Raw genomic sequence first — 19,790 nt, forward strand, 5'->3', positions numbered from 1 at the left:
AGTAATTATCGATAGTAAAAGCAGATTTTTAAATAGAGCTTTTACTTATCAGATACCAAAAAAATTTAATAATAAATTAGAAATAGCAATGAGAGTTTTAGTTCCTTTTGGCAAAGGTAACAAAACTAGCGTTGCTTTTGTTTATGAAATAGTTGAAAATATTGATGCAGATTATGAGATTAAGGATATACTTGCAATAATCGATGAAAGACGAATTATTTCAAATGAGTTGATGAATATGGCATTTTTTATGACAAAATCATATATGTCGCCAATACAAGCTTCTTTAAAACAAGTAATGCCGCCTACCGAGATAAAAAACATTCTAACTTATTATAAATCTGTATGTGAAGAAGAAAATGATCTTTTGAAATTTCTAAAATTTCCTAAAACCATGGATGAAATAAGAGCAAAATTCGGAAATAATGAAGATCAAGTTTTAAGCAAAGTCGATCAAGGTAAAATAAATGTAACTTACGATGTTAAAAAAACGCAAAATGATACTTATGACGAATTTGTTAGCTTAAAGTCAAATACAAACTTTATCCTTAATAAAAACGCAAAGAAACAATTAGAAATTCTTGAGTTTTTAGAAAAAAATGGAAAGACTAATTTAAAAATATTATTAGCAAAAACAAAGACAAGTAAATCAAGCTTGATATCTCTTTACAATAAAGGATATATAAATATTGAAAAAGTCGAACAAAATAGAGAATTAAACTTAAATTGTGATATTTATAAAAAGCACAACTTATCTACAGAACAAAAAGAAGCCTTTGATAAAATTAAATCCAACTCCTCTGGACAATTTCTATTATTTGGGGTTACAGGTTCAGGGAAAACTGAAATTTTTTTGCAAATAGTAGAAGAAGTTATAAAAAATGGAAAAGAAGCGATAATTTTAGTTCCTGAAATCTCACTTACTCCTCAAACCATAGAAAGATTTAAGGGTAGATTTAAAGAAAAAATAGCTATAATACATTCTGGATTGACCCCAAAAGAACGCTTTAATCAGTGGAAAATGATAAGTAATAAGGAAGTAAAAATTGCAATTGGAGCAAGATCTGCAATTTTTGCACCTTTTAATAATTTGGGAGTAATTATTATTGACGAAGAGCATGATAGCTCCTACATTTCATCAAAAGATCCTAAATATCATACAGAAGATCTAGCAAGATTTAGAGCAAGCTATAATAACTGCAATTTAATCCTTGCCTCTGCAACACCCTCTATTAGCACAATGAAAAAAACTGAAGATGGGATTTATGAATTAATTCATCTAAAAAATCGTATTAACCAGTCTATGCCAAAAATAGAGATTATTGATCTAAGAGAAGAGCTTAAAAAATCAAATTATTCAGTGATTAGCCATAGATTGCGTGAAGAAATTGAAATAAATCTAAAAAATAAAGAACAAAGTATTTTGTTTTTAAATAAAATTGGTCATGATTCTTTTACTTTTTGTAGAACATGTGGCTATGTAGTAAAATGCGAAGCTTGTGATGTTGCTATGACTTATCATAAAGGAATAGATAGGTTAGTTTGCCATTATTGCGGAAGAACTAGTAAACAAGTTAAAATTTGCCCTAATTGCCATTCAAAAAAAATTAAAGAATTTGGTGCTGGTACTGAAAAACTTGAACAAGAGGTAAGAGAAATTTTCAAAGATGCTAGAATAATGAGAATGGATAGCATGGTAGCAAATAATAAAAAAAAATATCAAGCTATGTATGAGGGAATGAAAGATAATAAAATCGACATTCTATTGGGAACTCAAATGATTGCTAAAGGTTTAGATTTTAAAAATGTTACCCTTGTAGGAATTATTTCTGCAGATCTTAGCTTAAATGTTGGAGATTTTAGGGCTCAAGAAAATACATTTCAACTTTTAACTCAAGTTGCTGGTAGAAGTGGAAGAGCCGAAAAATCTGGAAGAGTTATAATACAAACTTATAGACCAGATAATTTTGTAATCCAAGCTGTAAAAGAAAATGATTATATGAGTTTTTATAAGAATGAATTGGCTCAAAGAAAGGCTTTCTCATATCCACCTTATAAAAATATCATAAGTTTAAAAGTTGTAAATAGTGATAGAAATAACACAATAGAAATTTCTAAGGAATTTGTTAATCAATTAAGAAAATATTTAAAAAATGATAAAGATGTTGATATAATAGGTCCTAATCCTTGTAAGATATCAAGAATTAACAATAAATACAGGTATAATATAATTGTTAAGTCATTTGATAAAGACTTAGATAAACTAATAAAAACAATTAATTTTATACGCAATGAATTTATCAGTAAATACATTGAAACTAGTTTTATACCAGCGCTTAACCCAACTAATATAAATTAAGGAGCTAAAATGTTTGATTTTTTTAGACGAAAAAAAGATATTAAAGATGAAATAGAAGAAGTCGAAGAAAGCTTAGAAGATAATACAAGTAAAGATGATAATTCTAATGAAAATATTGTAGAATTAGAAAATTTCGAAAATTTAGAATCAAATCCAATCGATGAAACACACGATTATTTGGAAGTAGATACTGATCTAAATAATGCAGAAGAAGAAATAGAAGAAAATATAAAAAAAGTAAGTTTTTTTGATAAGCTAAAAGATGGACTTATTAAAACACGTGACAAATTTTCATCTCAGGTTAAAAATCTTTTTACTGCCAATGTAAAAATCGATGATGATTTATTTGAAGAATTAGAAGAAATCCTTATATCAGCAGATATAGGAATGGATAGTACTTTAGCAATTGTAGATAGTCTTAGAGATGAAATAAAAGAAAGAAAAATCAAAGATACAAATGAAATTTATCCTCTACTTGAAGAGATAATGATTAAACATTTGGATAAGAATAATTTAGACAATGAACTAAATATTAAAGAAGATGAGCTATCTATTATATTAGTAATCGGAGTAAACGGTGTTGGCAAAACAACGACAATAGGAAAACTTGCTTATGATTTAAAACAAGAAGGAAAGAAAGTAATGTTAGCTGCAGCAGATACTTTTAGAGCAGCAGCTATAGAACAGCTTGGAGAATGGGCAAATAAGGCAGATGTAGAAATGGTAGCTCTTGATCAAGGAGCTGATCCGTCAGCGGTAATTTTTGATGCCATAAGATCTGCTAAAAGCAAAGATATTGATGTCTTAATTTGTGATACTGCAGGTAGACTTCATAATAAGAAAAATCTAATGAAAGAATTAGAAAAAATTAATAAGACAATAGATACTCACGCTGGTAAAGCTAACAGAGATAATTTATTGGTCTTAGATGCTACAACTGGACAAAATGCAGTAAGTCAACTTAGGGAATTTAAAAATGTTACAGACATTACCGGCCTTATTTTAACAAAACTAGATGGAACTGCAAAAGGAGGAATAATATTTCCTCTACAATCAGAGCTTAATGTACCTGTAAAATATATAGGTCTGGGTGAAGGAATAGATGATTTAGAAAAATTTGATTCTAAATCTTTCGTTAAGGCTTTGTTTTAGTATTGAATTTTAATAATTATATAGTAAAATAAAAGGGTACTACAAAAATATACACATCCTTGGATAAGTATTTCGTTGCCTTACTATTGGGTTAAATATTTATAAGAAGAGGATGGAAGAAGAAAACGGAGGAATTTATATGGCAGTAGTTTCAATGAAAAAATTACTTGAAGCAGGTGTACACTTTGGACACCAAACTAGAAGATGGAATCCTAAAATGTCTAGATTCATCTTCACAGAAAGAAACGGAATCTATATTATAGATTTACAAAAAACATCTAATCAAATTGATCAAGCTTATCTAATGGTTAGAGATATTGTAGCTGATGGTGGAGAAGTTTTATTTGTTGGTACAAAAAAACAAGCTCAAGATGCTATAGAGTATGAAGCAAAAAGAAGTGGACAATACTACGTTTCTAACAGATGGTTAGGTGGTATGCTAACAAACTTTAATACAATTAGAAAAAGCATTGACAAACTAAAAAGATATGAACTTATGGAAGAAGATGGAACATTTGACCTTCTACCAAAAAAAGAAGTTTTACAATATCAAAAAGAAATGGATAAACTTGAAAAGAATCTTGGCGGAATAAAAGAAATGGAAAAACTTCCTGATGTTTTATTCGTAGTAGATCCAGGTGAAGAATCAATTGCAGTTCACGAAGCAAAAATCTTAGGAATCCCTGTTGTAGCAATCGTTGATACCAACTGTGATCCAGATGAAGTTGATATGGCAATTCCTGGAAACGATGACGCAATTCGTGCCGTAAAACTAATCACATCTGTAATTGCAGATGCTGTTATAGAAGCTAATCAAGGTAGTGAATTTGCCCCAAGAGAAGATGATTTAAACGATCAATTAGAAGAAGATATAGAAGAAAATGATGATGAAGCTGATAATATAGAAGTATCAGACGAAGAAATAAAAGCAGCTAAAGAAGAAATCGAAGCATCAGCTATCGAAGATAGTGAAGAAATCTAAGGAGAATAATATGGCTATAAGTGCAAGTTTAGTAAAAGAATTAAGAGAAATAACCGGTGCAGGAATGATGGACTGCAAAAAAGCTTTAGAAGAAACAAATGGTGATGTAGATCAAGCTGTAAAACTCTTAAAAGAAAAAGGACAAGCAACACTTGATAAAAAAGCTGGACGTATAGCAGCTGAGGGTGTAATTGGTTCTTATATTCATAACAACAAGATCGGTGTTATAGTAGAAATAAATACTGAAACAGATTTCTCTGCTAATACCGATACAGTTAAAAATTTTGCTCGTGATATAGCTATGCATATTGCAGCATCTAATCCACTTTATATTTCTGAAGAAGATGCTGATGAAGCTGATATAGCTGAACAAAGAGAAATTTTAATCAAACAAGCAATCAATGAAGCAAATGCAAATATGCCTGAAGATAAGAAAAAAATGATTGCTGAGAAAAAAGTAGAGGGAAGACTTAAAAAATATATGTCTGAAGTTTGCTTATTAGATCAAGCTTACATCAAAAATCCAGATCAAACTGTTGAACAATACTTAAGAGATACTGCAAATAGTGTTGGTGAAAACATAAAAATTAGAAGATTCGCAAGATTTGAAGTAGGTGAAGGTCTAGAAAAGAAAGAAGAAGATTTTGCTGCTGAAGTAGCATCACAAATCAACGCTTAATAAAAAAATTTCAAACTATAGGGTCGTTGCTAATAAAACTATTTACTAGTTTAGCAACGACCCTTTTTTAGTAATTATAGGAGGGGATAATGTTTAAAAATTTTAAATGGTTTTTAAAATATTCCAAAAAAAATTATTTGATAGGATCTATTTCTTTGATTGTAACTGATATTATTTCTTTATTTTTACCTTACATTACTGGAAAACTTATAGATATTGTTTATAATAATTCACTTGATTCTGTCACATTTAGAAACTTAATCTTATTTGCACTATTTATGGTATTTTTAAAATACATTACTGCTATTGCTTGGTCTTATAATATTTTTAAGGCATCAGCAAAGATGGAATATATATCAAGAGATAAATTAATGAATAAGTTTTTAAGGCAATCTCAAAGATTTTTTGAAAAGAATCCTACTGGATCTTTAATGAGTAAGTCAACTCAAGATGTTAGCCAAACAGCAATGTATGCTGGTTTTGGAGTTTTGGCTTTTTTTGATGCAATTTTATTCCCTATTTTTATAATAATAATGATGGTTATAAATACTGGATTTCAAATAACTGTATTTTCAATTTTACCTTTAGCTTTGCTGGGCCTTGTTTTAACTAAAATAATGGAGAAAATTTACTCAAAGAGCAAAGCAGTTAATAAATCTTTTGATGACCTTACAGATAAGGTTCTTGAAGATGTTGAAGGTATTAGAATTATAAGAGTATATAATATAGAAAATATTAGAGAAGAAGCTTTTAAAGAAAAAGCTAGAATTTTAGCTGATAATAACGTATCGCTTGCAAAAACGGATGCCATAATAGAACCTGTTGAAAGATCTCTAACAGCTTTGTCTTTTGTAATTGCAGTAGCTTTTGGTTCTTATTTGATATCTAACGGAAAACTTAGCCTTGGACAATTAGTATCTTTCACTTATTATTTGAATATGCTTATTTGGCCAGTTTTTGCTATTGGAGAATTTTTAAATCTTCATCAGCAAGCTAGTGCGGCCATGGATAGAATTAATGAAATTTTAGTTTATAGAGAGGAAATTGAAGATTCCAGCAAATTTAAAAGAGTTAATGATAATCCAGATATTATTTTCAAAGATCATAATTTTTCATATCCTACAAGCAAAGATGATGTTTTAAAAAATATTAATCTTTCTATAAAAAATGGAAGTTCTCTAGGAATTATTGGAAAAACTGCCAGTGGGAAAACAACTATAATTAGACAACTTTTGGATTTATATAAAGTTGATAAGGACACAATAATTATCGGAGATCAGTATTATAGCGACGTTTCTAGCGCTTCTCTAAAGAATTTAATTGGTTATGTTCCTCAAAAGCATATGATTTTTTCTGATACTATAGAAAATAACATTAAATTTTCAAATCCTTCTGCTAGCTATGAAGAAATAAATGAAGCTATAAAAATAGCTGATTTTACAAAAGATATAGACGAATTTACAGACGGACTTAATACAATGACTGGTGAAAAGGGAGTTTCCTTATCTGGTGGACAGAAGCAAAGAATTTCTATTGCTAGAGCTGTTTTAAATGATCCTCAAATTCTAATTCTTGATGATGCCATGAGTGCTGTAGATGCCAATACTGAAAAAAACATTATTAATAATTTAAAAGAAATTAGAGATAATAAAACAACAATAATTATTGCTCATAGGATCAGTCAAGTTCAAAATTGCGATAAAATCATAGTTCTTGATGATGGAAAAATTGTAGAAGAAGGCAATCATGATGAATTGATGAGTAAAGATAGCTGGTATAAAAGGCAATATGAGAATCAAATCATAGGAGGTGCTATAGAATGATAAAGAAAAATAAGTATCAAATCAAAACATTAAAATCTTATGCAATTTCTGAAAAAATTGATTTTATTAAAGGATTTATATTTTCTGTTCTTTGTACAATTCTACAAATTATATCACCTTTGATAATAGCTAATATAATAAATAATTTGATCAAGAAAAATATGTCAGTTGATGAATTTACGAAAATAATCTTATTTTTGCTATTGTATTTAATTATCAATTTTTTGGCTGGATTTTTCTTAAATAAAACTTTGATTTCATTTTCTATTGCGGCAAATAATGTTGCTTACAATATACAAAAAGATGTTTATAAAAAAGTGAATTCCTTTCCTATAAGCTATTTTGATAGCCTACCTGCTGGGAAGATTTCTTCTAGAATAACAAATGATACAAATAAAGTTAAAAATATGTTTAAGCTCTTGTTTTCAGATCTTTTAACTTCACAAATTCAGATTATAGGATTGATAATAATTATATTTGTCACAAATTATAGGGCAGGTCTGATGCTTCTAATATTAGCTCCATTAGTCTATATTATCTTTAAATCTTATACGACTTACACGAGAAAATACACTGGTGAAATTAGAAAAAACACATCTGAAATTAACGCACAAATTAATGAATACATTCAAAACATGGAAATAATACAAGTCTATAATAAAGAAGATTATATAAAAGAAAAATTTGACCGAACAAATAGCAAAATTTTTGAACTTTCTTCAAAACTTGCAAAAATCAGATCCTATTCTGGTTTTAGAGCCATGGATATTGTATCTTACCTTGCATCTATAATAGTATTAATTTACTTTGGCTTAGGACAAGTGACCGATTGGTATAAGGTAAGCATTGGAAGTTTGTATGTGATTTTTGATTATACCAGTAGACTTTTTAATGAAATTAGATTTTCAATTATGAGATTTGGTGAAGTAGAAGAATCTATGGCTTCTGCCGATCATATTTTTGAACTCTTAAAACTTGAAAGTCAAGAGAACTTGACTAAAAACATTGATTCAATTGATAAAGAAATAGTTTTTGATGATGTAAGATTTTCATATATAGATGGTGAAGAAGTAATAAAGGGAATTTCTTTTAAAGTTGATAGGGGAGAATCTGTTGCTTTTGTTGGACAAACTGGTTCTGGTAAATCAACACTTATAAATTTACTTTTAAATTTCTATCAAGTTGATTCAGGCAAAATAACTATTGGTGGAGTTGATATAGCTATTGTAAATAGGCAAAGTTTGAGAAAAGACATGGCGGTTGTTTTGCAAGATTCTTTTTTATTTAAATCTGACATAGCAAGAAATATTACTTTAGATCAAGATTTCACCGATAGAGAAATTAAAGAGGCATTAAGAGCCGTAGGTGGTGAAAATTTAGTAAAAAAAGGCATCCATACTCTTGTTATGGAAGGAGGATCTAATTTATCTCAAGGAGAAAAACAATTAATCTCATTTGCCAGAGCCTATATAAGAAGTCCAAAAATTTTAATTTTAGATGAAGCAACAAGTAACATTGATACTGAAACAGAAAAAATAATTCAAGATGGGATAAATAAATTAAAAGAAAATAGAACAACATTTATTATAGCTCATAGACTTTCTACCATAAAAGATGTAGATAAAATAATAGTTTTATCCTACGGGACAATTGTTGAAATGGGGAATCATGATGATTTGATGAAATTTGATGGTTATTACAAAGAAATGTACAAAAAACAAATGAAAGATAAAAATACTTATAGCATTTAAAAGTAATTTATAAATAATCAAAAAATAAGTTTCGTATAAATATCAAAATATGGTATAATTATAAAGGAATTATTATTCCGATAAATCAAATAGGAGGTGATAATAAATGGATAATCCAATTGTTATAATCATTACTGTCGCCTTCGTATTGTTAGCTTTTATTTTGGGCTTTATTTATCAAAAAAAATCTAGTGAAAAAAAGATCGGCAAGGCTGAAGAACTTAGCCGCCAAATCATTGAAGATGCAAATAAGCAAGCTGAGACTTTAAGACGTGATACACTTAAAGAAGCTAAAGATGAGATATCTAAAATAAAACTAGAAAACGATAAAAAGTTTAATAAAAAAACAGATGAGCTAGATAAAAAAGAAGCTCGTTTGTTTAAAAAAGAAGAAAGTCTTGACAATAGAGCTTTATTGATTGACAAAAAGGCTGATCAAATCTCTAGTGATCAGAAGAGGTTAAAACAAAAAGAAGACAGCATTGATAAACTGATTGAAAAACAACAATCAGAATTGCAAAAAATCGCTGGGCTTACAAATAGTGAAGCTAAAGAAATAATCTTAGAAAATGTAAAAAAAGATACTATTCACGAATCTGCAAAACTTATTAAAGAAGCTGAGGAAAGAATAAAAACAGAAAGCAAAAAAATTGCAACAGAAATTCTTGCTACTACCATACAAAGATATGCATCAGATCAGGTAGCAGAAAATACCGTTTCAGTTGTAAATCTTCCAAATGATGAAATGAAAGGAAGAATTATTGGTCGCGAAGGTAGAAATATAAGAGCTTTTGAACAACTTTCAGGAGTTGATCTAATAATTGACGATACGCCAGAAGCTGTTGTTATATCTTCATTTGAACCAGTTAGAAGAGAAGTTGCTAAAGTTGCTTTAGAAAGATTAATTTTAGATGGAAGAATTAATCCATCAAGAATTGAAGAAACTCTATTAAAAGCAGAAGAAGAAGTTGAGCAGAGAATAATAGAAGATGGAGAAAAATCCGTAGATGCTGCAGGAGTTCGTAATTTACATCCACAATTAGTTAGATTAGTTGGTAAAATGAAATTTAGAACAAGCTATGGGCAAAATGTTATGAAACATTCTGTAGAAGTAGCAAACTTAGCTGGAATGTTGGCTGAAGAAATCGGCGCGGATGCGCAAATTGCCCGTAGAGGCGGTTTATTACACGATATAGGTAAATCTATAGACCAAGAAGTATCCGGAACACATGTTGATCTTGGAGTAGAAATGGCTACTCGCTATGGAGAGAATAAATATGTAATCAACGCCATAGCATCACACCACGGAGATGTAGCTCCAAATTGTGTGGAATCTATTCTAGTACAAACTGCTGATGCAATATCAGCTGCTAGACCAGGTGCACGTCGTGAAAGTTTGGAAAATTATATTAAGAGATTAGAAAATCTTGAACAAATAGCTAATACTTTTGATGGAGTTGATAAATCGTTTGCTTTACAAGCTGGTAGAGAGCTAAGAATAATGGTTAAACCAGAAAAAATAAGCGATGATAAAATGATTGTAATTGCTAGAGAGATTGCAATGAGAATCGAAAGTGAATTAGAGTATCCGGGAGAAATTAAGGTTAACGTTCTAAGAGAATCAAATGCGATAGAATATGCAAGATAAGTTTTAAAATTAAGAGCTTAGTAAATAAATTTATTTACAAGGCTCTTTTTAAATTATTTTTGACTGAAAAAAGTATAATTTAATAAAATTAGAGGAATTTTATTTTGCCGATTTATTGAAGCAAATAAATATAAGAGAAAAGAGAGCTATAAAGAAAAATAAATTATTGCACAAAATAGTTATTTTGTGCAATAATTGCAATTATCAAAACTAAGAAGTAAAATAACATTAAGATTATTAGAATACTGGAGTTTTTAACAATATGACTAAATCAATCATACTAAAAGACTATTTAAATTTTTTAAAATCTGTTAGAGGTCTTTCTACAAAAACAATTAAAGAATACTCTTATGACCTAGAAGGATTTTTAAAATTTCAAATTATTAGAAAGATTTATTTTGGAGACGAATTAGATTTTGAGAAGAATTTCAATTACAAGGATATTAACAAGATTATAAATCCATCTTTTCTTGAAAATCTAAACATAACTGATTTTTACGCATATCTTTCTTTTCTCGATAATGAAAAAGATGATAATCCAACTACCAGATCAAGAAAAATTTCTGCTTTGAAGTCTTTCTATAAATACCTATATCAAGAAATTGAAGTTATTGATAAAAATATCACAGAAAAACTAAGAAACCCTAAAATAAGTCAAAGACAACCAGTATATCTTACCCTAAACGAAACGGAAAGACTTTTGGATGTTATAAATACCGAAAAAAATACTTTTTTAAGAAATAGAGATATGGCTATCGTTTTTACATTTTTAACAACTGGTATGAGGCTTTCTGAGCTTGTAAGTATTAACGTCAGTGATATCGAAGATGATCATTTTAAAATTATCGGTAAAGGAAATAAAGAACGCACTATTTATTTGACAGATAACGCATTAGTATTGATCCATCAATATCTAAAAATAAGAAATGAATATTTAGAAGGCCAATATGTTGATGCTTTATTTATTTCAACTAGAAAAAAAAGAATCAGCAATAGAGCTGTTCAAGCTACAATTGAAAAATACTTACGAAAAGCTGGTTTTGACACTTCTATATATTCTACTCATAAATTACGTCATACAGCAGCTACATTGATGTATAAGTATGGTAATGTCGATATTAGAGCTCTTAAAGATATACTAGGACACGCTAATGTTTCAACTACGCAAATATATACACACTTAGATGATGAAGATTTGAAAAATGCAGTTAAAAAAAATCCTTTATCAAATTTGGAGATTTAAAAACAAGGGTACTTATATGTATCCTTGTTTTTTAAAATTGCTTAAAACGAGTTTTAGAGCGAGCTTTCCTTGATAATAATTTAAGCCACCTTGTAAATATGCTATATAAGGACTTCTTAAAGGTCCATCTGCTGATAATTCAGATGTTGCTCCTTCGACAAAACCACCGGAGGCCATTATTACAGGATCTTCGTATCCTGGCATAGGAAATGGTTCTGGTATCAAAAATGAATCTACGGTTGAGGCTTCTTGGATAGATTTACAAAAAGTAATCACCTTATTAGGGTCTTTAAATTTTATTGCTTGAACCACATCACTTTGAGGATCGTTTATTTTTGGAATTACTTCATAACCAAATGAATCAAATATTTTAGCAAATAGCATTCCTACTTTGATAGCTTCCTTTACTATGTGTGGAGCAAAATATAAGCCCTGCAAAACTGATCTACTTGTTCCAAAGCTTAAGCCTTCATCTTTGCCAATTCCTGGTGCAGTAAGGGTATTTGAGCAATATTCTATAAGATCTTTTTTTCCACAAATATAGCCACCGGTAATGGCAATTCCCCCACCAAGATTTTTTATTAAAGATCCTGCCAATATATCTGCCCCAACTTCTATAGGTTCCTTATCTTCGGTAAATTCTCCATAGCAATTATCCACAAATACAATTGTTTCAGGATTTGCTTTTTTTATTTCGATTATCGCTTTTTCAATTTCATCAATAGTAAAAGCCCTACGTTCAGTATAACCAGTTGATCTTTGTATTAAGGCAAGTTTGGTATCTTTATCTATCACTTGTGAAATATTTTTATAGTCTATAAGTAAATTATCATCCAAGGCCAATTTTTCATACTTTATTCCTTTTGATAATAAATTTCCTTTTTTATTTCCTACAATTCCAATTACTTGTTGCATAGTATCATAAGGATCATCAGTTATGGCGACCATCTTATCACCATAATTTAATAGAGAAAATAAAACTAAGGACAAGGCGTGAGTTCCAGCAACAATAGATGGTCTTACAAGAGCATCTTCAGCTTTAAATATATCAGCAAAAATTGCTTCAACTTTGGCTCTTCCGACATCAGCGTAGCCATAACCAGTTGCTGAAATAAAATCTTGGGTAGAAAGTTTATTTTTATTAAAAGCTTTTAAAACTTTTAATTGATTAAATTCAGAAATTCCTTCCAAACTGTCAAAATTATCTTTTAGTTCATTTTCTTTACTTTTAATTAAATATTCAAATGATTTATCTAAATTAAAAAAATTATATATACTATCAAAATTCATAAGTATCCTTTATAATGCTTGTAACTATGTCGGAAGCATCTGTTTTATTTATATTATCCATAAATATTTCGTGGCAGAAACTATAATCTAAGTATCTTTTCATCCATGTAACTTGTCTTTTTGCGTAATGTCTGGTATTTTTTTGTATATTATCTATTAATTGATCTATACCAATATCCCCACTAATATATGGAAAGATTTCTTTATAACCTATTGCAGCCATAGACTGACTATAAGTATTCAATTTATATATCTTAACTAAGTCTATAAATTCTTCAATCAATCCATCATCCATCATAGAAGTTACTCGATTGTTAATTTTTTCGTAAAGTCTACTTCTATCCTTGTAATTTAGAAAAAATAAAATTGGATTGATATTTTCATTTAATTTTTTATTTCCTCTTCTTGCCTTAGAAGGAATTTCTCCTGTTGTTTCATATATTTCCAAGGCTCTAATTATCCTGTTTGTTTCATTAGGATGATATTTTTCTGCAGAAATCGGATCGATTTTTTTTAGCTGATTATATAAATAATCATTACCTTTTTTATTTACAATTTCATTTAGTTTATTGCGAATATCGTCATTTCTTGGACTATTTCCAAAATTCATATCAAATAAAATTGAATCTATATAAAAACCAGTTCCTCCAACTAAAATAGGAATTTTTCCATAATTATTTATATCCTTAATTAAATTTCTTGTCATGGTAGAATAATCATCAACAGAAAAGTTATCATTAGGGTTAATTATATTTATCATGTGATGAGCTATATTTTCATAATCTAAAACTTTATTAGTTCCTATGTCCATATATTTATAAACTTGCTGGCTATCTGCTGATATTATTTCTCCATTAAAATTTTTAGCAATATTAATAGCTATATCACTTTTACCGCTTGCTGTAGGACCTGTAATAATAATTAAATTATTTGTCAAAATATTTCTCCAATTCTTCATTTGTCAAAATTAGCATGGTCTTTTTACCTTGCTGAGTTTTATAAGGATTTTTTAGGCTAAATAACTTATCAAGTAGTTCATTTGCTTCTAAAGCACCAATAGAATGACCTCTTCTAAAGGAATTTGATTTAATTATCTTATTGATATGATCAAAAAGAATATCTTTTTTATTATCCAATTCAATGTCCAACAGATCATAAAAAAACTGATCGGATTCTGGATTTTCAAATATTTGAGGGATAGATCTTATTATGATTTTATCATTTGCAAAATCATCTATTTCAAAGCCTAATTTTATTAATAAATCTTTATTATTTTTGTATTTTATTCTATCACTAGCTTTTAAATTCACAATAATTGGATCTAATAAAATTTGACTATCTATATTATCCTTATCAAAATTTTTTAAAAAATAGTCATATTTTAAAGCTTCGTCAGCTCTTCTATGATCAAGAATTAGAACTTTGTTATCACTAGTCAAAAAAATTGAGTATCTATTAAATATGCTTGTTAAATATCTATAAGTTAATTTTTTTTCAATAAAACTTACATTTTCTTCTATCTTATTATTATCTAATAATTCTTCATCAATAGTGTTTATAGGCTGATTATTATTTTCTAATTTTTTATTAACATCAAAAAAATCATCATTTTCATAAGAAGCTTGATCTTCGCCTACTTTTGATAGAGATTTATATTTATCTAGCAATTTTTCATAATCACTTAAATCTAATAAGGAATTATCTCTCGCTTCTGGAGCCTGTATTTGTGCTGGACTTATCTTATCTCTCAATGCATTAGCAACTGTAGCCAGAATTAAATCTTCTAATTCATCTTCGTAGACAAATTTTATTTCTCTTTTATTTGGATGAACGTTGATATCGATATTTTTAGGATTAGTCTCAATATATAAAAATAAAGCGGGATACCTACCACTAGGTATTAGGTTTTTATACTCATTTTCAAAAATATTAATTATAAAATTACTAGATATAAGTCTTTTATTTACAAAGATATATTGTAAAGCTCGTGTGCCTCTATAATAATTAGCATCTGAAATGTAACCATGTATTTGATATATATCATTAGAATTTTTTATATTTATCAAATTATCCTTTAATTTATCGTCTAATAAATTTGTAATTCTTAAATAAAGATTTTCATTTGCACGAGTTTGAAATTCTAGTCTACCATCTTTAATATATTTGATAGAGACATCATTATAACCAAAGGCTAGAGAATACATAAGCTTTGAAATTGCATTTGTTTCAGAAATATCTGACTTTAAGAATTTTTTTCTAACTGGTAAATTTTTAAAAATATCTCTAACTTCAATACTTGTACCAGTGTTTGTAGCTATAGGTGATTGACTTATTTTTTTACCATTTAAAAGTATTTTTTGACCTATTTTTTCTTCTTTTGTTTTAGAAATAGCAGTCACTTCGCTTACACTAACTATGCTAGCTAGAGCCTCACCTCTAAAACCTAAGGAATAAATGCTATATAAATCTTTAAAATCTACTATTTTTGATGTAGTATGTTTGTCAAAAGCTAATTTTAATTGATTACTTTCAATGCCAACTCCATCGTCAGTTACTCTGATATAGGTTTTCCCGCCGTTTTTAATTTCTACAGTTATATTTTTTGCCTTTGCATCTATAGAATTTTCAAATAACTCTTTGACAACTGAAAGAGGTGACTCTATCACCTCCCCTGCCGCTATTTGATCTATTGTATATTTATCTAATTTTACAATCGGCATTATAGCTCACTAATCCTTTCAACTAAGAAATTTAATTTATTTATTGCTTCTAGAGGAGTAAGATCATTAACATTTATTTCACTTGCTAATCCTTTAATATACTTATAATTTTCATCTTCTATTGTTTTAATAGTTTTTTTAATATTATTTGCCTTACTATCTTCAAAATTTTCGTTGTCAATTTTATCCATAAATATTCGTGCATTGGCAATAAGTTCATCTGGTAAACCACTTAATTTAGCAACTTCAATTCCATAAGATCTATCAGACTTGCCATAAGAGATTTTTCTAAGAAAAACCAAATTTTGCTTATCATTTAAAATCTCAATTTTTAAATTTTTGACATTATCTAATTCATTTTCTAATTCGGTAAGTTCATGGAAATGTGTTGCAAAGACTGTTTTAAATTTCTTTTTTTTGGAAATATAATTCACTAAAGCCATAGCAATGCTTAAACCATCATCAGATGAAGTTCCTCTACCCACTTCATCTAAGATAACAAAAGATCGTTCGCTAGCATTTTCTAAAATATTGCTAACCTCATTCATTTCTAACATAAATGTAGATTCACCCTTTGATATGTTATCACTAGCACCAATTCTAGAAAATAATTTATCGCAAATACCAATACTAGCAAAGGATGCAGATACAAATGAACCCATCTGTGCCATAATTATTATTATTGCAATCTGTCTCATGTAAGTAGATTTGCCAGCCATATTTGGGCCGGTTATTATTTGAATAATGTTATTATCTTCACCGATATCTGTGTCATTTGCTATAAATTCATTTTCTTTTAATTTTTGTTCTATTACTGGATGTCGACCATCTTTTATTATTATTTCATTATCATTAGTTAAAATAGGTCTGGTGTAATTATTTTCTACGGCAACCTTAGCCAAAGTATTTAAGGTATCAATATTTGCAATCATCTTAGCTAAGGCTTGCAAATGTAAAGTTTCCCCTAAAATTTTATCTCTAATTTCGTTAAAAATTTTGTATTCTAATTCATTTTTCTTATCATTGCCATTAATTATTAAATTTGCTAATTCTTCTAGTTTTTCGGTAGTATATCTTTCTTGGTTTTTAAGAGTTTGCTTTCTGATATAAGAATTTGGCACTTTATCGATGTTTGTTTTAGTTATTTCTATAGAATATCCATTATTTTTGTTATAAACAATTTTGTAGTTTTTAATTCCAGTTCTTTCCTTTTCGGACTCTTCATAAGATTTTAAATCATTAATTGCATGATTTGATTTTTCTACCAAATCATCTAAGGAATCATCATAATATTTTTTTATTATTCCTCCTTCAGTTATTGAAATAGGAGGATCGTCCACTATTGAATTTTCCAATAAATCGTACAATTTATCCATATCTGGTAAATTAATTCCAAGATTTTTCATATCTTCATTATCTAAATTCAATAAGTAAGATTTTAATTTAGGAATATCTTTTATGGAATTTTTTAAAGAAATAAAGTCTCTGGCATTAGCTCTTTTATAAGAGATTTTTCCAAGTAATCTCTCCAAATCAAAAATATTCGATAAGTAATTTGAAATATTTTGAGATTCAATCCTATTTTCTGAAAAATATTCAACTATATCTAGTCTTTTGTCTATTTTTTCTTTATCTATAAGAGGTCTTTCCAACCATTCTTTGATAAGCCTTGAGCCCATAACAGTATCGCATTTGTCGAGAATTTCTATAACTGTATCAGCTTTTGAATTATTGTTTAAATTTCTGAGTAATTCGAGATTTTTGCTGGTATTTGCTTCTAGTTCTAAAAAATCATTTATTTCAAGTATTTCAACACTATTTATGTGACTAAGCTTATCATCGTAAAATTTGTAAATATAATCTAATAAATTTGCTAAGGAAATTATAGATAATCTTAAATTTTTTATCTTTTCAAAATTTTCGGCTCCAAGATATGAATAAACGCTTTGGCTTCTACTATCGTAGTCTTTGTCATCTTCTATGTAGTTTACAAAAATATTAGATTGATAATTAAGATATTTTTTTAGCTCATTTAGATCAAATTTTTCGTTAATTATTAATTCTGAAGGATTTATTTTTTCTATTTGATCAATTGTCCTTTTTTCTATAAGACTAGTAGATCCTTTTATTTCAAAGCAAACAAGCTTACCAGTAGAAATATCACAATAAGATAAGCCTATGCCATAAATATTATGAAAAATTGATAATAGATAGTTATTTTCAGTATTTTCCAAGGAATCCATATCAGTTATTGTTCCAGGAGTAATAACTCTTGTAACTGCCCTTTTTACTAAGCCCTTAGCATCTTTAGGATCTTCAATTTGATCACATAAGGCAACCTTATAACCTTTTTTTACAAGTTTAGCAACATAATTGTCAATAACATGGTGAGGAACTCCACACATAGGTGCTCTATTTTCATGGCCGCAATCTTTACCAGTAAGAGTAAGTCCTAAATTTTTGCTAATAATTATTGCATCATCAAAAAAAGATTCAAAGAAATCTCCTACTCTATAGAGCAATAAAGTATCTTTTAAATTATTTTTAACATTAACGTAATGTTTTAACATTGGAGAAAGTTTCTCATAAGTGAATTTATCTTTCATTTCATCCTCCATAATTAATCTACAGTAAAAATACTCACTTATTGTGAGTATTATCTAATATCAAGCGTTTTAACATTTGTAATCCAAGATGACGAAGAATCAGAAGCTATGTCTATTAAGATGACTTTTCCGTATTTTGGATTAACATCGTACACTGGAGTGTCACTTAACTTATAAACTAAATAGACTCTATCTGGTTCTAGAGCTTGCGACATAGAAATTTTCTTAGAATTCCCCTCATCATCTTCAACAGCTATTACTGAACTATCTTTGAAATTATAATCAAGCTTTCCTATTATCTTCTCAAGAGAGACCCCTTCGATTGAAGTTTTTTCTAATCCTTTATTAATTGAAACATTCTTAACTTCAGAACCAATTTCTCTAAGTTCTTTTAAAGTTATAGCTTCTAATTGATCTCCATTCCCTTTAAAAATTATTATTTCATTATCGTATTTTGCAATTTCTTTTTCTTTAGAAACTTTAAAAAATATAAGACTTAAAATTAATATTGTTACAATAAAAGCCATAACTAGCGCTATTCTATATTTATTTTTCTTTATACCTTTATTAAATTTTTTTCTAATCATTATTGCCCAGTTGATCCAAATCCATCTTCACCACGTACTGATTGGGAAAGTTCCTCAACAAATTCAATATCACATCTTTGATATGGTTGTATTATTAATTGCGCTAACCTGTCACCATTTTTTATTATTTGTTTATCTTGACCGTAATTATACAAGAATATAACTATTTCTCCCCTATAATCAGAATCTATTACCCCAACAGTATTTGCTAGCATCAAAGATTTTTTTACTCCGGTTGAAGATCTAGGATAAACTGCACCAAAAAATCCTTCTGGTATTTGAACTTTTACTCCTGTGTTGATTTTTTCTGTTTTACCAGGATTGATAACTATATCCTCATCAGTTAGGCAAGGTAAATCAATCCCTGCTGCTCCTGATGTCTGATATTCTAAATTTTTAATTTCTGAGATCACTTTTAATTTTTTTAACATTTTACCACCTTCATATGCTTAATATACCAATTTTTTACAATAATTACAAAATTTTTAGTTCGATAAAGTTGTGGTCAATTATATTGTCTTTATTTTAAAAGAATTGCTAAAGAAATTTAACTGTTATATAATAATAATATAGTAAATTAAAAATCGATAAGGAGGAATTGCTATGAGTAAAAATGATAAATTACTAGATCCTACCAGTGGAGAAATTAAAAAATCTAGCCAATTTGCTGGAAATGAGGAACTTGATAGAAAAACTCGTCAATCAGAAGCCACCAAAGGTGGAGAGGATATTGATAAAAAATTAAGTCCTGATCAAGAAGAGCTTAAAACCGAAGTAGACGAAGCTGATCAAATTTCAAATGTTGGTGTTGAAGCTAGAAGAACAAGAGAAGATGATTTATCAGAAAATCCTTCTATGGATTAATTTATAAAAATATTTTACATAAATATTATAAATTTAGGATGTCAATATTGTAAATACTACAAGTTGACATCCTTTTATTATAACAT

At 28.4% G+C, this 19,790-nt stretch carries 15 protein-coding genes; 9 read left to right on the forward strand and 6 right to left on the reverse strand.

Features of this window, described 5'->3' with window-relative positions; genetic code table 11:
• The first annotated feature begins 4 nt into the window (after nucleotides 1-4).
• From priA to CS884_RS03530, 8 genes are all read left to right on the forward strand, one after another.
• On the forward strand, nucleotides 5-2,359 hold the full coding sequence (gene priA / locus CS884_RS03495; protein WP_308216800.1) for a primosomal protein N': 2,355 nt from the start codon (nucleotides 5-7) through the stop codon (nucleotides 2,357-2,359).
• Nucleotides 2,360-2,368: 9 nt separating this feature from the next.
• The gene (gene ftsY / locus CS884_RS03500) at nucleotides 2,369-3,511 is read left to right on the forward strand and encodes a signal recognition particle-docking protein FtsY (RefSeq protein WP_099320684.1); all 1,143 of its coding nucleotides are present in this window, start codon (nucleotides 2,369-2,371) and stop codon (nucleotides 3,509-3,511) included.
• A gap of 139 nt (nucleotides 3,512-3,650) precedes the next feature.
• Nucleotides 3,651-4,493, forward strand: a complete 843-nt coding sequence (gene rpsB, locus CS884_RS03505; RefSeq protein ID WP_099320939.1) for a 30S ribosomal protein S2 — start codon at nucleotides 3,651-3,653, stop codon at nucleotides 4,491-4,493.
• A gap of 10 nt (nucleotides 4,494-4,503) precedes the next feature.
• Nucleotides 4,504-5,172 (forward strand): translation elongation factor Ts, encoded by a 669-nt coding sequence (gene tsf, locus CS884_RS03510; RefSeq protein WP_099320685.1) that lies wholly within the window; start codon nucleotides 4,504-4,506, stop codon nucleotides 5,170-5,172.
• A gap of 89 nt (nucleotides 5,173-5,261) precedes the next feature.
• Nucleotides 5,262-6,995, forward strand: a complete 1,734-nt coding sequence (locus tag CS884_RS03515) for an ABC transporter ATP-binding protein (protein ID WP_099320686.1) — start codon at nucleotides 5,262-5,264, stop codon at nucleotides 6,993-6,995.
• On the forward strand, nucleotides 6,992-8,746 hold the full coding sequence (locus CS884_RS03520) for an ABC transporter ATP-binding protein (RefSeq protein WP_099320687.1): 1,755 nt from the start codon (nucleotides 6,992-6,994) through the stop codon (nucleotides 8,744-8,746). Before CS884_RS03515 ends, CS884_RS03520 begins: the two co-directional genes overlap by 4 nt.
• Nucleotides 8,747-8,852: 106 nt before the next feature.
• Nucleotides 8,853-10,394 carry a ribonuclease Y gene (gene rny, locus CS884_RS03525; protein ID WP_099320688.1) on the forward strand — a complete coding sequence of 514 codons (1,542 nt, stop codon included), beginning with the start codon at nucleotides 8,853-8,855 and terminating at the stop codon, nucleotides 10,392-10,394.
• 262 nt (nucleotides 10,395-10,656) lie between these two features.
• Nucleotides 10,657-11,637: a tyrosine recombinase XerC gene (locus CS884_RS03530; RefSeq protein ID WP_099320689.1), complete on the forward strand. Its 981-nt coding sequence runs from the start codon at nucleotides 10,657-10,659 to the stop codon at nucleotides 11,635-11,637.
• Nucleotides 11,638-11,649: 12 nt separating this feature from the next.
• On the opposite strand, the gene CS884_RS03535 is transcribed toward CS884_RS03530, so the two are convergent.
• From CS884_RS03535 to dut, 6 genes are read right to left on the reverse strand one after another with little or no spacing between them, the layout of a single operon-like run.
• Nucleotides 11,650-12,927 (reverse strand): methionine gamma-lyase family protein, encoded by a 1,278-nt coding sequence (locus tag CS884_RS03535; protein WP_099320690.1) that lies wholly within the window; start codon nucleotides 12,925-12,927, stop codon nucleotides 11,650-11,652.
• Nucleotides 12,917-13,864, reverse strand: a complete 948-nt coding sequence (gene miaA, locus CS884_RS03540) for a tRNA (adenosine(37)-N6)-dimethylallyltransferase MiaA (RefSeq protein WP_099320691.1) — start codon at nucleotides 13,862-13,864, stop codon at nucleotides 12,917-12,919. Before miaA ends, CS884_RS03535 begins: the two co-directional genes overlap by 11 nt.
• Nucleotides 13,854-15,647, reverse strand: a complete 1,794-nt coding sequence (gene mutL, locus CS884_RS03545) for a DNA mismatch repair endonuclease MutL (RefSeq protein WP_180753293.1) — start codon at nucleotides 15,645-15,647, stop codon at nucleotides 13,854-13,856. Before mutL ends, miaA begins: the two co-directional genes overlap by 11 nt.
• Complete coding sequence (mutS, locus tag CS884_RS03550) at nucleotides 15,647-18,253, reverse strand: DNA mismatch repair protein MutS (protein ID WP_099320693.1); 2,607 nt, start codon at nucleotides 18,251-18,253, stop codon at nucleotides 15,647-15,649. Before mutS ends, mutL begins: the two co-directional genes overlap by 1 nt.
• Nucleotides 18,254-18,303: 50 nt before the next feature.
• Nucleotides 18,304-18,780, reverse strand: coding sequence for a hypothetical protein (locus tag CS884_RS03555; RefSeq protein ID WP_143434408.1), 477 nt, complete (start codon nucleotides 18,778-18,780; stop codon nucleotides 18,304-18,306).
• A gap of 59 nt (nucleotides 18,781-18,839) precedes the next feature.
• A complete protein-coding gene (gene dut / locus CS884_RS03560; protein ID WP_099320695.1) occupies nucleotides 18,840-19,271 on the reverse strand; it encodes a dUTP diphosphatase in 432 nt (143 codons plus the stop codon).
• A 172-nt stretch (nucleotides 19,272-19,443) separates the two neighbouring features.
• On the opposite strand from dut, the gene CS884_RS03565 reads away from it, so the two are divergent.
• Nucleotides 19,444-19,704, forward strand: coding sequence for an elastin-binding protein EbpS (locus CS884_RS03565; protein WP_099320696.1), 261 nt, complete (start codon nucleotides 19,444-19,446; stop codon nucleotides 19,702-19,704).
• The last annotated feature ends 86 nt before the right edge of the window (nucleotides 19,705-19,790 follow it).

Origin of the sequence: Anaerococcus sp. Marseille-P3625 (assembly GCF_900232825.1) — a bacterium.
Classification (GTDB): domain Bacteria; phylum Bacillota; class Clostridia; order Tissierellales; family Peptoniphilaceae; genus Anaerococcus.

Coding starts and splice junctions, on each gene's coding strand:
- ftsY (WP_099320684.1), top strand. CDS start 2,369: ATGTTTGATTTTTTTAGACGAAAAAAAGATATTAAAGATGAAATAGAA.
- rpsB (WP_099320939.1), top strand. CDS start 3,651: ATGGCAGTAGTTTCAATGAAAAAATTACTTGAAGCAGGTGTACACTTT.
- tsf (WP_099320685.1), top strand. CDS start 4,504: ATGGCTATAAGTGCAAGTTTAGTAAAAGAATTAAGAGAAATAACCGGT.
- CS884_RS03515 (WP_099320686.1), top strand. CDS start 5,262: ATGTTTAAAAATTTTAAATGGTTTTTAAAATATTCCAAAAAAAATTAT.
- CS884_RS03520 (WP_099320687.1), top strand. CDS start 6,992: ATGATAAAGAAAAATAAGTATCAAATCAAAACATTAAAATCTTATGCA.
- rny (WP_099320688.1), top strand. CDS start 8,853: ATGGATAATCCAATTGTTATAATCATTACTGTCGCCTTCGTATTGTTA.
- CS884_RS03530 (WP_099320689.1), top strand. CDS start 10,657: ATGACTAAATCAATCATACTAAAAGACTATTTAAATTTTTTAAAATCT.
- CS884_RS03535 (WP_099320690.1), bottom strand. CDS start 12,927: ATGAATTTTGATAGTATATATAATTTTTTTAATTTAGATAAATCATTT.
- mutL (WP_180753293.1), bottom strand. CDS start 15,647: ATGCCGATTGTAAAATTAGATAAATATACAATAGATCAAATAGCGGCA.
- mutS (WP_099320693.1), bottom strand. CDS start 18,253: ATGAAAGATAAATTCACTTATGAGAAACTTTCTCCAATGTTAAAACAT.
- CS884_RS03555 (WP_143434408.1), bottom strand. CDS start 18,780: ATGGCTTTTATTGTAACAATATTAATTTTAAGTCTTATATTTTTTAAA.
- dut (WP_099320695.1), bottom strand. CDS start 19,271: ATGTTAAAAAAATTAAAAGTGATCTCAGAAATTAAAAATTTAGAATAT.
- CS884_RS03565 (WP_099320696.1), top strand. CDS start 19,444: ATGAGTAAAAATGATAAATTACTAGATCCTACCAGTGGAGAAATTAAA.